A 12,805-nucleotide genomic window follows, 5' to 3' on the forward strand; every position below is an offset into this window, starting at 1 on the left:
TAAGGCTTAGATAATCTGCCGAACTTCGTCGAGTGTGGTGGTACCAGAGGTACCCAAATCCAGTTTGTTGCCGTCGCTTCCTTTAATCACGCCCTGGACCAGCGCGAACTGCAGCGGCTGCGCCACCAGCTGGGTTGTCCCGTTGCTGGCGCTAATCGCCACTTTATAGGAACCGTTTGGTGCTTTGGTGCCGTCGGTCAGGGTGCCATCCCAGGTAAAGGTGTGAACGCCCGCCTTCAGCTCGCCAATATCAATGGTACGGACAACCGCGCCAGTGGAATCCGTGATCGTGGCGGTGACCTTCTCAGCCGCCTGCTGGAGCTCAACACCAAACGGTGTGGTGGTCGTTGTGGTGTTGCCTTCGGTGGTGCTGGAGCCCGCCAGAATGGTGGTGCCCGGGATCATTACCCCATGACCAATCAGGCTCGCGGCCTGCAGAGACTGGCTGCTACCAATCTGACCAGATACGGAACCGAGGGTGGTGTTCAGTTTCTCAATGCCGCTAACGGTGCTGATCTGCGCAAGCTGCGTGGTCAGTTCGTTGTTCTGCATTGGGTTCGTGGGATCCTGGTTCTTAAGCTGCGCCACCAGCAGCGTCAGAAAGCTGCCCTGAAGATCGGCGGCATTACTCCCGGTGAGGGAGTTAGAACCCGTCGTACTCTTTGTGTTGTTAACACCCGAGTTCGTAGGATCATTCACATTTACGGCGATGGACATGCATGTCTCCTTTACTGGCCGAGAGTGAGTGTTTTGAGCATCATGCTCTTCACGGTATTAAGCACTTCGACGTTGGCCTGGTAGCTTCGAGAAGCCGACATGGAGTTCACCATCTCACCCACCACATCCACGTTAGGCATTTTCACGTATCCGTTAGCATCCGCGAGTGGGTTGCCGGGCTCATACACCAGCTTGTCGGGTGCCTGGCTCTCTACCACATCAGACACTTTCACGCCGCCCGTTGCCGCGCCTGGCGCCGCATCAACCTGAAAGACAACCTGTTTAGCGCGATAAGGCTGGCCGTCTGGCCCAGTCACGCTGTCGGCGTTCGCCAGGTTACTGGCAGCCACGTTCAGACGTTTGGACTGCGCGGTTAACGCCGAACCGGCGATATCAAAAATATTCAGCAAGGCCATCTATCAGTTGCCCCCCTGCAGGACGTTCATCATGCCTTTGATTTGTCCGCCGAGTAGGGTCAGGCCTGTCTGATATTTCAGACTGTTATCGGCAAACTGTGTACGCTCCCGGTCCATATCCACGGTGTTACCGTCGAGTGAGGGCTGATCGGGAATGCGATAAAGTAAATCGGTCGTTGGCGCGGTCATCGCCTGAGCAGGAATATGGCGAGAGGATGTCATGGCGAGTGCAACACCCGTTCCTTCGGCACGTCCACGCTCCATCACCTTTTTGAGTTCACTGGAAAAATCAATATCGCGCGCCTGATACCCCGGTGTATCGGCGTTGGCGATGTTGGCGGCTAAAATCTCCTGCCGCTGGGCGCGTAAATTGAGCGCTTCCTGCTGAAAACGTAACGCGGCGTCGAGTTTATCGAGCATGTCTCCTCCGCTGATGGCAAAATTTCAGTTCACAGCTTAAATCTCACCCGGTCTCCCCTATCGACGGAATAAGCGCAAAATGCGTCGCTATTTATTCCGTTGATGCAAAACCACTGCAGGTAGAATTCACTCAATTCTGGAAACGGTGGAACTTGCGATGCAAACGTTAAAACGTGGCCTGGTGGCAACTTTCTTGCTGTTTAGCCCTCTGGTGCAGGCCGAAGGCTTACAGGATCAGCTGACGGCTTTTTTCGCTGAAAAGCTGACGGGCTTTAGCGATGACGTTACCGTTACCGTACGCACACCTCCGAATCTCTACCCCACATGTGAACAGCCGTCATTCAGCGTCACGGGGACCACGAAGCTGTGGGGGAATGTGAATGTGCTGGCACGTTGCGCTAACGAAAAACGCTATTTACAGGTTGCAGTTCAGGCAACGGGCAATTATGTTGTCGCCGCCGTGCCCATTGCTCGTGGTAGCGTACTTCAGACAAACAGCGTGACGTTAAAACGCGGCCGTCTGGATCAGTTACCGCCACGAACCATGCTGGAAATCAACCAGGCACAGGACGCCGTCAGCCTGCGCGATGTCGCACCCGGCCAGCCGATACAGCTCTCAATGCTGCGCCAGGCATGGCGGGTAAAAGCGGGTCAACAGGTGATGGTTGTTGCCAACGGAGATGGCTTTAGTATCAACAGTGAAGGGAAAGCGTTAAACAATGCCGCGGTGGCGCAAAACGCCCGCGTCAGAATGACCTCAGGCCAGGTGGTTAGCGGAACCGTCGATTCTGATGGGAATATTCTGATTAACCTATAATCTTTTTAAAGATTTCGCGACGCTTGCCGATAAATATTCAACTAATGATGATGTCAGGCGCAAACGCCGCGAACCCTCGATGAGGACAACACTATGAGCATTGATCGTACATCAGCCCTGAAGCCGGTAAGCGCTGTACAACCTCGCGAAACGAATGACACGCCAGCGCAGAAAACGCGTCTGGAAAAACCGTCAACGTCCAACAGCACCAGCGTGACCCTGAGCGACGCGCAGGCAAAACTGATGCAGCCAGGCAGCAACGATATCAATATGGAACGTGTTGAAGCGCTGAAAACGGCTATTCGTAACGGTGAGCTGAAAATGGATACCAGCAAAATTGCTGATGCCCTGATTCAGGAAGCACAGAGTTTCTTACAGAGTAACTAACCGTATGAGTCGACTGTCAGAAATACTGGATCAAATGACGGTTGTCCTGAACGACCTGAAAACGGTAATGGACGCAGAGCAACAGCATCTCTCTTCCGGTCACATTAACGGTAGCGCGTTGCAGCGTATTACTGAAGATAAAAGTTCGCTTCTGGCGACACTGGATTATCTGGAGCAACAACGCCGCGCTGAGCAAGATCCTAAGCGCAGTGCAAATGACGATATTGTTGAGCGCTGGCAGACTATTACTGAAAAAACCCGGCACCTGCGCGATCTCAACCAGCATAATGGCTGGCTGCTTGAAGGGCAGATAGAGCGTAATCAGCAAGCGCTTGAGGTGTTGAAACCGCATAAAGAAACCGGACTGTACGGTGCGGATGGTCAGACTGCTACTGCACGTATTGCGGGTGTTAAAAAGATTTCGATTTGAAGCAGCAGCGACAAATCATGCAGTGGGGAGCACCATAAGGTGAACTCCCCTTTTGGCGTTTATGCCGTACGACGGGTGAATTCTTTCACCTTGAATCCCAACACCGCGAGCGTGGCAAAGTAAGCCACTACACCGACCAGCACCACGGCCATCAGCCGCATCAGCCGGTATGGCATGGTTCCCAGAGACCACTCTGGCATGACATACATCATGCCAAGTAACGCCGCTGACATCACCAGCACCGCGATGATCAGACGCACAAGGAAACGAGACCAACCCGGCTGCGGCGTGAAGATATCCTGCTTGCGCAGTTGCCAGTACAACAGCCCGGCATTCAGACAAGCGGCCAGACCGATAGACAATGACAAGCCTGCATGCTTCAGCGGACCAATAAACGCCAGGTTCATCAGTTGGGTCATAATCAGCGTCACAATCGCAATTTTCACCGGCGTTTTGATGTCCTGACGCGAGTAGAAACCTGGCGCCAGCACCTTGACGACAATCAGCCCCATCAAACCGACTGAGTAGGCTATCAGGGCGCGCTGCGTCATGGCGGCATCAAACGCGGTGAATTTCCCATACTGGAAGAGCGACACCGTCAGCGGTTTGGCCAGAATACCCAGTGCCACTGCACTTGGCAGCGCCAGCAGGAAGCAGAGACGTAGCCCCCAGTCCATCAAGCGGCAGTACTCATCGTGATTACCACTGGCAAAACTCTTCGACAGCGACGGCAGCAGGATCGTCCCCAGCGCCACACCCAGTACCCCTGACGGAAACTCCATCAGACGGTCTGCGTAGTACATCCAGGAGACCGAGCCGGACACCAGGAAAGAAGCAAAGATGGTATTGATAATAAGTGAGATCTGGCTGACGGAGACGCCAAGGATCGCCGGTCCCATCTGCTTAATGACACGCATTGCACCGGCATCTTTTAGATTGATGCGTGGCAGTACCAGCATGCCAATTTTTTTCAGATGTGGTAGCTGATAAGCCAGTTGCAGCACGCCTCCCACGGTCACCGCCCATGCCAGCGCCAGGACCGGCGGGTTGAAATGCGGTGCGGCGAACAGAGCAAAGCCGATCATGCTGACGTTAAGAAATGTCGGGGCAAATGCCGGAACGGAGAAACGGTTCCAGGTGTTCAGTATTGCCCCCACCAGTGAGGCCAGCGAGATCAACAGAATATAAGGGAAGGTAATGCGCAGAAGCTGTGAGGTCAGAGCAAATTTATCTGCCGTATCGGCAAAACCAGGTGCGGTCACCATAATCACCCAGGGTGCTGCCAGCATCCCGATGACAGTCACCACGGCCAGGGCCAGCGTCAGCAACCCGGAAACATAAGAGACAAATACGCGCGTCGCGTCCTCACCCTGCTTACTTTTATATTCCGCCAGGATCGGAACAAAAGCCTGAGAAAATGCCCCTTCTGCAAAAATACGACGCAACAGGTTTGGCAATTTGAACGCGACGAAAAAGGCGTCCGTCGCCATCCCTGCACCAAAGACCCTTGCCACAATTGCATCGCGCGCAAAACCGAGTACGCGGGAAAACATGGTCATCGAGCTGACGGCTGCCAGCGATTTTAATAAGTTCATTAATGTGAATTTCCACAACCCTACGGATTTGTAAGCCGGGTAAGCGTAAGCGTCACCCGGCGAAACCAACAACCGGCGCTTAGTCTACCCGGATTTCAACGAATTACTATCCGCAGATGTTACAGCGAATTATTCACTCATCGCCTCTCGCCAGAGCCGTTCCACAATGCGTTGCGCCATAATGGCCTGCTCGCCGGACGTTTCAGGAACCGTCTGATTTTGCACACAGGTGATAAAGTGGCGGGCACATCCTGCGAACCCGCGCTGCTCAAGGGTACTCTGCCAGCCGGGCGCCGGGAGCGTCACCACACCGTTGCCCTTCTCTTCCCGCCACTCACGCATGTCCGTAATGTCGTAAAGCGCACCGTCAGTCACCGCCTGAACGGACTCACGCTGACTGCCCGCACGACGATGCATGCTGGTCGTTACCTGGAGATGGTCAATCGCGAAGTGATGTTCGGCATAGACCATCTCGCCCTGCTCATTCGTCAGGAGCGTCCCGCTTTGCAGTTGCGCATTGCCGTTACTGAGCCATAGCGCCGTGTCCACGACGTGCAGATAGTCATCCAGCAGCGTGAAACGTAAATCGTTTGGTCCGATACTGTCGGTACGGTGTTTATCCATACGGAGCGAGGCCAGACTACCGGACTGCGCTTTCAGCTGTTGGTAAAGTGGTGCGAAGCGGCGGTTGAAACCCACCATCAGCGTCAGTTTCTTACGTGCCGCCAGCTCAATCAACCGTTCAGCATCCTGGACATTTTCAGCCAGCGGTTTATCCACACAAACATGAACCCCTGCATGGAGTAGCTCGCTCACCACCTGATAGTGGGTTGCCGTTGAGGTATGAACAAAGACCGCATCGCACTCACGGGATAAATCCTGAAGAGAGCTGGCATAAGGGATTCGCCACGTTTCACAGATCCGCTCTGCTTTCTCGCGAGTGGGTGACCACGCCCCCTGAAGCGTCCAGTCCGTCGCCGCACCCAATACAGGTAGCCAGGCTTTTTGCGCGATGCCGCCCAGCCCTACCACGCCTACACGTAATTTATTCATCCTTAGTCTCCCAGGTGTGCCAGTAACGCATCCAGACGCTGTTTCAGTCCTGCGACCTCGTCTTCCAGCGCTGCCACACGCGTAACCAAATCATCTTGTTCAACAGTTACATCGGTTGCCAGAGACTTTACTGAAATATCGACTTCGCCGCTGAACAGATGCATATAGCGGCTTTCTCGTTTACCTGGCTCGCGCGCCAGACGCACCACATAAGGCCCCTCTTCCCGCGAGGCCAGTTCTTCCAGAACCTGCTCAACTTCCTGCATATCCGCAAACTCATGCATGCGGGAAGCGCGTGTACGCAGTTCACCCGGCGTTTGCGCCCCGCGCAGCAACAGAGTGGTGATCACCGCGACTTCTGCGTCGCTCAACTTCAGATTGCCAAATTCGGAGTTACAGAAACGCTGCTCATATTTGGTCACACGATTACCGAAGCCGCTAACGGTACGCAGGTAATGACGTTTAACCAACTCATCCAGCACGTCCTGAACCTCATGCTCACTCAGATTCATCACTGGCTCACGGTTGGTTTTCTGATTGCAGGCCATCGTCACGGCATTGACAGAGAGCGGGTACTGCTCTGGCGTGGTGACCTGTTTTTCGAGTAAGCACCCAATCACGCGCGCTTCGGTACCGCTTAGCTGATATTTCATCTTTTCTCCTTAACGACCTGCAGTCCAGTCCCGGGTGGTTAATGCTGTCAAAACGTGGTCACGCCACTCTCCGTCTATCAACAGATAATCTTTGGCGTAGCCCTCTTTCTCGAACCCTAATCGCGCCAGCAAATTACCGCTACGCTGATTATGCGGCATATAGTTCGCCATAATGCGATGGATATGTTGTGTGCGCTGCATATAGCGGATTGCCACCGTTAACGCCTCGTACATCAGCCCCTGCCCCTGCCATTTCTGGCCGATGGAGTAGCCCAGGTAGCAGGCGTGAAACGATCCCCGTACCACATTGGAAAAATTGGCGATCCCGATGATCTCTTTCTCTTCGGGATCCAGCAGCGCAAAATAGAACGCACTTCCCTGCTTGTGAAATTCCGCAATCATGCTGAGGCGCGCCTGCCAGCCAGAAGGGTAACAATGGCTCTCATCCCGAACGGGTTCCCAGGGTTTTAAAAACTGGCGATTCTCGGCGTAATAGTCCGCCAGACGCCAGGCATCACGCTCATGCACCAGACGAACGACCAGCCTGTCCGTTGTCAGACGCACTTTTGGCACATTACTGCGATAGCCAAACATCGATACCACTCCTTCCCGTCACTTCTGCTTACCCATTAGCTTTACTATACCTGCGCCTGCGCCGTCTGTGAAAACAGTGACATACCATTTTGCCCTCTTTTCACCATTTTCGATGAGAACTCTCTATCAAAGCACCTTTTTGATAAAAAAATATTGTCACGTGCAGGGGTGGGAAAAAGCGGAATGACACCGCAGAATGTTAGCGTGCTCACCTTCTTATTTTCCCCGGAGGGAAAATGTCCCGCGTATCACAGGCCAGGAACCTGGGTAAATATTTCCTGCTCGTCGATAACATGCTGGTCGTGCTCGGCTTTTTTGTCGTATTCCCCCTTATCTCGATTCGTTTTGTCGATCAAATGGGCTGGGCGGCATTGATGGTTGGCATTGCGCTGGGGTTACGCCAGTTTGTCCAGCAGGGTCTCGGTGTCTTTGGCGGCGCCATCGCTGACCGCTTTGGCGCGAAACCGATGATCGTTACCGGTATGCTGCTGCGCGCGGCAGGTTTTGCCACGATGGCGGTCGCTCAGGAGCCGTGGCTGCTGTGGTTCTCCTGCTTCCTTTCCGGTATCGGAGGCACGCTATTTGATCCGCCACGTACTGCGCTGGTGGTGAAACTCATTCGCCCACAGCACAGAGGGCGTTTCTTCTCGATTCTGATGATGCAGGACAGTGCGGGTGCGGTTATTGGCGCACTGCTGGGAAGCTGGCTGCTGCAGTATGACTTCCGTCTGGTGTGCGCCGCTGGCGCGCTGCTCTTTATTCTGTGCGCACTGTTTAATGGCCTGTTCCTGCCAGCCTGGAAGCTGTCGACGGTCAAAGCGCCCGTCCGGGAAGGCCTCGGTCGTGTGCTGCGCGACAAGCGTTTTGTCACGTACGTGTTAACCCTGACGGGCTATTACATGCTCGCCGTGCAGGTGATGCTGATGCTGCCGATCATGGTTAACGACATTGCAGGAACACCTGCTGCCGTTAAATGGATGTATGCCATCGAAGCCTGCCTTTCGTTGACGCTGCTGTATCCAATTGCCCGCTGGAGCGAACGACGTTTTCGTCTGGAACATCGCCTGATGGCCGGGCTATTCCTGATGACGCTGAGCATGATGCCGATCGGTCTGGTGAACTCTCTTCAGCAACTGTTTACGCTGATTTGCACGTTCTACATTGGTTCTGTCATTGCCGAACCCGCCCGTGAAACACTCAGTGCTTCGCTTGCGGATGCGCGTGCACGTGGCAGCTATATGGGGTTCAGCCGGCTGGGACTGGCGCTTGGCGGCGCATTAGGATACACCGGCGGTGGTTGGTTATTTGATGCAGGTAAAGCCCTGAATCAACCCGAACTGCCCTGGATGATGCTCGGCGTGGTGGGTTTTATCACACTGCTGGCCCTGTGGTGGCAGTTCAGCCAGAAACGCAGCGCGAGCGGCATGCTCGAGCCTGGCGCGTAGCACTTCCCTTGAGCGGGAGTACACTCCCGCTCCCATTTCTCAGCTTTTTCTGCTGGTTTCTGCAATTTCACACTGACATACTGACGTCACAGGACAGAAGCGCCGATTTTTCGTTGAGGAACACTATGAAGAAAATTTTTTTCGCCGCAGCATTGATTGTTAGCGGTCTGCTGGTGGGCTGTAACCAGCTAACGCAATACACCGTCAGTGAACAGGAAATTAATCAGGCGCTGGAAAAACATAACAATTTCTCCAAAGACATTGGCGTGCCAGGGCTGGCCGATGCACATATCGTCCTTTCCAACCTCACCAGCCAGATTGGGCGTGAAGAGCCAAACAAAGTCACTCTGGCAGGAGATGCAGATCTTGATATGTCCTCTCTCTTTGGCAACCAGAAAGCCAACATTAAGCTCAAACTGAAGGCCCTGCCCGTTTTCAACAAAGAAAAAGGGGCGATTTTCCTGCAAGAGATGGAAGTAGTCGATGCGCAGGTTTCCCCGGAGAAGATGGCTCCGGTTCTGCAAACCCTGATGCCCTATCTGAACCAGTCGCTGCGTAATTATTTTAATCAGCAACCTGCGTATGTCTTAAGTGAAGACAAGAGCAAAGGTGAAGCCCTTGCGAAAAAATATGCAAAAGGGATAGAGGTGAAACCGGGAGAAATTGTCATTCCTTTCACCGATTAACCTGAAGGGCGCTGAGGCGCCCTTTTTTTTACGGAAAAGTGTGCAAACGAAAACGTTTCCGCTTATGATTTGTGTCCGGCAAAAACAGCCATCCTAATGACTGATTCCTGACAAGCCGGAGCTTCCATGACTGCACAACCCCAGGTTCTTAAAATCCGCCGCCCAGACGACTGGCATATCCATCTGCGTGATGGCGATATGTTGAAAACCGTCGTGCCCTATACCAGCGAAATTTATGGCCGCGCGATTGTCATGCCTAACCTGGTTCCACCAGTCACCACCGTCGATGCCGCAATCGCATATCGCCAGCGCATCCTTGATGCCGTTCCCGCAGGACATGATTTCACCCCGTTGATGACCTGTTACCTGACCGACTCACTGGATCCGAACGAAGTGGAGCGCGGTTTTAACGAAGGTGTATTCACCGCGGCAAAACTCTACCCGGCGAATGCCACCACTAACTCCAGCCACGGCGTCACCAGCATTGATGCCATCATGCCGGTTCTGGAACGCATGCAGAAACTGGGTATGCCGCTGCTGGTACATGGTGAAGTCACCCACGCCGAGATCGACATCTTTGACCGTGAAGCCCGCTTTATTGAGACCGTGATGGAACCACTGCGCCAGCGACTGCCTGCGCTTAAAGTCGTGTTCGAACACATCACCACCAAAGACGCGGCAGAGTATGTGCGTGACGGCAACGATCTCATTGCCGCCACCATCACCCCTCAGCACCTGATGTTTAACCGTAACCACATGCTGGTGGGCGGGGTTCGTCCGCACCTGTACTGTCTGCCGATCCTCAAGCGCAACATCCACCAGCAGGCTCTGCGTGAGCTGGTTGCCAGCGGTTTTTCTCGCGCGTTTCTGGGCACTGATTCCGCGCCTCATGCGCGGTATCGTAAGGAAGCAAGTTGCGGGTGCGCGGGCTGTTTCAACGCCCCAACCGCCCTCGCAAGCTACGCGACCGTGTTTGAAGAGATGAACGCACTGCAGCATTTTGAAGCGTTCTGCTCCCTCAACGGCCCGCGCTTCTATGGTCTGCCGGTCAATGACACCTTCATCGAACTGGAGCGTAAAGCGAGCCAGGTTGAGGAGTCCATTGCCCTGACGGATGACACTCTGGTCCCATTCCTGGCGGGCGAAACCGTTCACTGGACAGTAAAACGCTAAATATTCAGTGCCCCTTGTTGTCAAATCGATAATATACCTGTATAAATAAACAGTATATTACACAGGGGGCATTTATGCGTATTGAAGTCACCATAGCCAAAACTACCGTCCTGCCTGTTGGCGCACTGGATGCGCTGGCAGGAGAATTATCCCGTCGTATTAACAACACCTTTCCCGACAATACAGGTGCCGTAACGGTTCGTTACGCGGCAGCAAACAACCTCTCCGTCATTGGCGGTGCGAAAGAAGATAAAGATCGCATCAGTGAAATTCTGCAAGAAACATGGGAAAGCGCTGACGACTGGTTCATCACAGATTAATACTGCTCCCTCATTGTGTTTTTTTGCCGGGTCGCCCCGGCTTTTTTTTCACCTGAATATTCTGAAAGTTCAAATTATTCCGATATCTTCTTTAAAAATCGTGAACAAGATGGTGTTTTATTGTTCGATCAATCCTAAAAAGCAGAAAAATGTGTTGCTACCTGTTTATTTTTCCCGTCGAAACCCTTATTACTTGGTATACTGAAAAAGCTTCAGAAAAACATGCATTGAACCTCAGAGCCGTTGTCTTCTAACACGCATTAAGGGGGTTATAATGGAAAAGAATAGTGAAGTCATCCAGACCCACCCGCTTGTTGGCTGGGATATCAGTACCGTAGATAGCTACGATGCACTGATGCTGCGTTTGCACTACCAAACCCCGAATCAACTCAACCGTGAAGAAGCGGAAGTTGGACAGACGCTGTGGCTAACAACAGACGTCGCTCGTCAGTTTATTTCTATTTTAGAGGCAGGTATTGCAAAAATAGAATCTGGCGACTATCAGGAAAATGAGTATAAGCGGCACTAACTGTATGCCAACCTTTCACTCAACAGGCACCCTTGCGGTGCCTTATTTATTTCATCCTTGTCTAAGCCCACGTTGTTAATTACTCTGCTCACATAACGTGAGTTTACGAGATGCATATGAGATACGACTTAATCATTATTGGTAGCGGCTCCGTAGGTTCCGCTGCCGGATATTATGCGACACAGGCAGGGCTGAAGGTCCTGATGATTGATGCCCACCGCCCTCCACATGCAGAGGGTAGCCATCATGGCGATACCCGACTCATACGCCATGCGTATGGTGAAGGAGAGCGCTATGTTCCGCTGGTGCTTCGCGCACAGGCGCTGTGGGATGACCTGGCGAAACAGACTGAAGATCGCATTTTCGAGCGCACAGGGGTGATCAACCTCGGCCCGGCCAGTTCTGATTTTCTCGCCAATGTCGAACGCAGCGCAAAAGCGTTCAACCTTGAAGTTGAGAAGCTGGATGCGATGGCCATCTCGGCACGCTGGCCTGAAATCACTGTTCCGGACGATTATATCGGCCTCTTTGAAGCCAACTCAGGAGTGTTGCATTCAGAAACGGCAATTAAAATCTGGATCGATCTGGCCGCCAAAGCTGGTTGCGCACAGTTGTTTAATTGTCCGGTCGATGCCATCACCCATGACGCGAATGGCGTCACCGTGAGTACCATTGACGGGGAATATTCAGGTTCCCGTTTGCTCATCAGCGCCGGAACCTGGGTAACCCGTCTGCTGCCAGACCTGCCTGTCCAGCCTGTGCGTAAAGTCTTCTCCTGGTTCCAGTCAGATGGTCGCTACAGCGCGCAGAATAAATTCCCGGCCTTCACCGGTGAATTACCTGATGGCAATCAGTTCTACGGCTTCCCATCCGAGAAAGACGCACTGAAAATCGGTAAACACAATGGCGGACAAGTCATCTCCTCACCTGAAGAGCGTAAACCGTTTGGCGCATACCCGCAGGATGGTTCAGAAGCCTTTTCGTTCCTGCGCAATATCCTTCCAGGCATCGGCGGCTTGCTGTATGGCGCAGCCTGTACCTACGACAACACGCCGGATGAGGACTTTATTATTGATACGCTGCCAGGACATGACAACACCCTGCTTATTACAGGCCTGAGCGGCCATGGCTTTAAGTTTGCTTCCGTGCTGGGCGAAATCGCCGCGCAGTTTGCTCAGGGAATCACACCGCAGTTTGATCTGAGGCCCTTCTCACTCTCGCGTTTTAACGGATAATCCCCAACGGGTTCCGGACGTCCTGGAGCCCGTTTCATTCACACTGCATTGCGGAGCGTTATGCGCAGGATTGTTAACTTTCTTATGAATAATATTCGCGAGCATTTTATGCTCTATCTCTTATTGTGGGCACTGTTGGCCATTATTGATTTTGTTTACATTGTATTTTATTGAAAAGCCAGATTGACAATAATTGACATTAATTTAGCTTTATTGAAACTCCCAATTTCATCTTGCACGAAGAGATTGAATTACCTTTATCGATCCTTTTCAAAATCGCTGAAATAAATAAAATAAAAATCAATATACATTTATTTCAGTTGCAATATCACATC

The 12,805-nt window shown here is 52.7% G+C and carries 17 protein-coding genes; 10 read left to right on the forward strand and 7 right to left on the reverse strand.

Going from position 1 to position 12,805, the window contains the following annotated elements:
* Nucleotides 1–6 precede the first annotated feature (6 nt).
* The 3 genes from flgD to flgB are packed head-to-tail and all read right to left on the reverse strand — an operon-like array spanning nt 7 to nt 1,553.
* Nucleotides 7–717 (reverse strand): flagellar hook assembly protein FlgD, encoded by a 711-nt coding sequence (flgD, locus tag HED65_RS08495; protein ID WP_028019063.1) that lies wholly within the window; start codon nt 715–717, stop codon nt 7–9.
* 11 nt (nt 718–728) lie between these two features.
* Nucleotides 729–1,133 carry a flagellar basal body rod protein FlgC gene (gene flgC / locus HED65_RS08500; protein ID WP_013097138.1) on the reverse strand — a complete coding sequence of 135 codons (405 nt, stop codon included), beginning with the start codon at nt 1,131–1,133 and terminating at the stop codon, nt 729–731.
* A gap of 3 nt (nt 1,134–1,136) precedes the next feature.
* A complete protein-coding gene (gene flgB, locus HED65_RS08505; protein WP_028019065.1) occupies nt 1,137–1,553 on the reverse strand; it encodes a flagellar basal body rod protein FlgB in 417 nt (138 codons plus the stop codon).
* 157 nt (nt 1,554–1,710) lie between these two features.
* Here flgB and flgA point away from each other — a divergent pair, with 157 nt between their 5' ends.
* From flgA to flgN, 3 genes are all read left to right on the forward strand, one after another.
* The gene (flgA, locus tag HED65_RS08510; protein ID WP_114978221.1) at nt 1,711–2,370 is read left to right on the forward strand and encodes a flagellar basal body P-ring formation chaperone FlgA; all 660 of its coding nucleotides are present in this window, start codon (nt 1,711–1,713) and stop codon (nt 2,368–2,370) included.
* 93 nt (nt 2,371–2,463) lie between these two features.
* A complete protein-coding gene (flgM, locus tag HED65_RS08515) occupies nt 2,464–2,757 on the forward strand; it encodes a flagellar biosynthesis anti-sigma factor FlgM (RefSeq protein WP_114978222.1) in 294 nt (97 codons plus the stop codon).
* A gap of 4 nt (nt 2,758–2,761) precedes the next feature.
* A complete protein-coding gene (flgN, locus tag HED65_RS08520; protein WP_028019068.1) occupies nt 2,762–3,187 on the forward strand; it encodes a flagella biosynthesis chaperone FlgN in 426 nt (141 codons plus the stop codon).
* Nucleotides 3,188–3,246: 59 nt separating this feature from the next.
* Here the strand turns inward: flgN and murJ are convergent, their stop codons facing one another.
* From murJ to rimJ, 4 genes are all read right to left on the reverse strand, one after another.
* Complete coding sequence (gene murJ, locus HED65_RS08525; RefSeq protein WP_114978223.1) at nt 3,247–4,782, reverse strand: murein biosynthesis integral membrane protein MurJ; 1,536 nt, start codon at nt 4,780–4,782, stop codon at nt 3,247–3,249.
* A gap of 129 nt (nt 4,783–4,911) precedes the next feature.
* The gene (locus HED65_RS08530; protein ID WP_114978224.1) at nt 4,912–5,835 is read right to left on the reverse strand and encodes a Gfo/Idh/MocA family protein; all 924 of its coding nucleotides are present in this window, start codon (nt 5,833–5,835) and stop codon (nt 4,912–4,914) included.
* Between the two features lie 2 nt (nt 5,836–5,837).
* Nucleotides 5,838–6,488 (reverse strand): YceH family protein, encoded by a 651-nt coding sequence (locus tag HED65_RS08535; protein ID WP_114978225.1) that lies wholly within the window; start codon nt 6,486–6,488, stop codon nt 5,838–5,840.
* A 9-nt stretch (nt 6,489–6,497) separates the two neighbouring features.
* Entirely contained in the window at nt 6,498–7,082 is a 585-nt protein-coding gene (rimJ, locus tag HED65_RS08540) for a ribosomal protein S5-alanine N-acetyltransferase (protein WP_013097146.1), read from the reverse strand.
* Between the two features lie 236 nt (nt 7,083–7,318).
* On the opposite strand from rimJ, the gene mdtH reads away from it, so the two are divergent.
* From mdtH to HED65_RS08575, 7 genes are all read left to right on the forward strand, one after another.
* Nucleotides 7,319–8,527, forward strand: coding sequence for a multidrug efflux MFS transporter MdtH (gene mdtH, locus HED65_RS08545; protein WP_114978226.1), 1,209 nt, complete (start codon nt 7,319–7,321; stop codon nt 8,525–8,527).
* Between the two features lie 125 nt (nt 8,528–8,652).
* Nucleotides 8,653–9,213, forward strand: a complete 561-nt coding sequence (locus HED65_RS08550; RefSeq protein WP_114978227.1) for a lipoprotein — start codon at nt 8,653–8,655, stop codon at nt 9,211–9,213.
* A gap of 126 nt (nt 9,214–9,339) precedes the next feature.
* The gene (gene pyrC, locus HED65_RS08555) at nt 9,340–10,386 is read left to right on the forward strand and encodes a dihydroorotase (protein WP_114978228.1); all 1,047 of its coding nucleotides are present in this window, start codon (nt 9,340–9,342) and stop codon (nt 10,384–10,386) included.
* 74 nt (nt 10,387–10,460) lie between these two features.
* A complete protein-coding gene (dinI, locus tag HED65_RS08560) occupies nt 10,461–10,706 on the forward strand; it encodes a DNA damage-inducible protein I (RefSeq protein ID WP_114978229.1) in 246 nt (81 codons plus the stop codon).
* A gap of 274 nt (nt 10,707–10,980) precedes the next feature.
* Entirely contained in the window at nt 10,981–11,235 is a 255-nt protein-coding gene (gene bssS / locus HED65_RS08565) for a biofilm formation regulator BssS (protein ID WP_008500827.1), read from the forward strand.
* Nucleotides 11,236–11,351: 116 nt separating this feature from the next.
* Nucleotides 11,352–12,470 carry an N-methyl-L-tryptophan oxidase gene (solA, locus tag HED65_RS08570; protein WP_114978230.1) on the forward strand — a complete coding sequence of 373 codons (1,119 nt, stop codon included), beginning with the start codon at nt 11,352–11,354 and terminating at the stop codon, nt 12,468–12,470.
* A 60-nt stretch (nt 12,471–12,530) separates the two neighbouring features.
* The gene (locus HED65_RS08575) at nt 12,531–12,644 is read left to right on the forward strand and encodes a DUF2770 family protein (protein WP_048339068.1); all 114 of its coding nucleotides are present in this window, start codon (nt 12,531–12,533) and stop codon (nt 12,642–12,644) included.
* Nucleotides 12,645–12,805: the final 161 nt, after the last annotated feature.

It is taken from the genome of Pantoea sp. LS15 (assembly GCF_012241585.1).
Lineage (GTDB): Bacteria > Pseudomonadota > Gammaproteobacteria > Enterobacterales > Enterobacteriaceae > Enterobacter.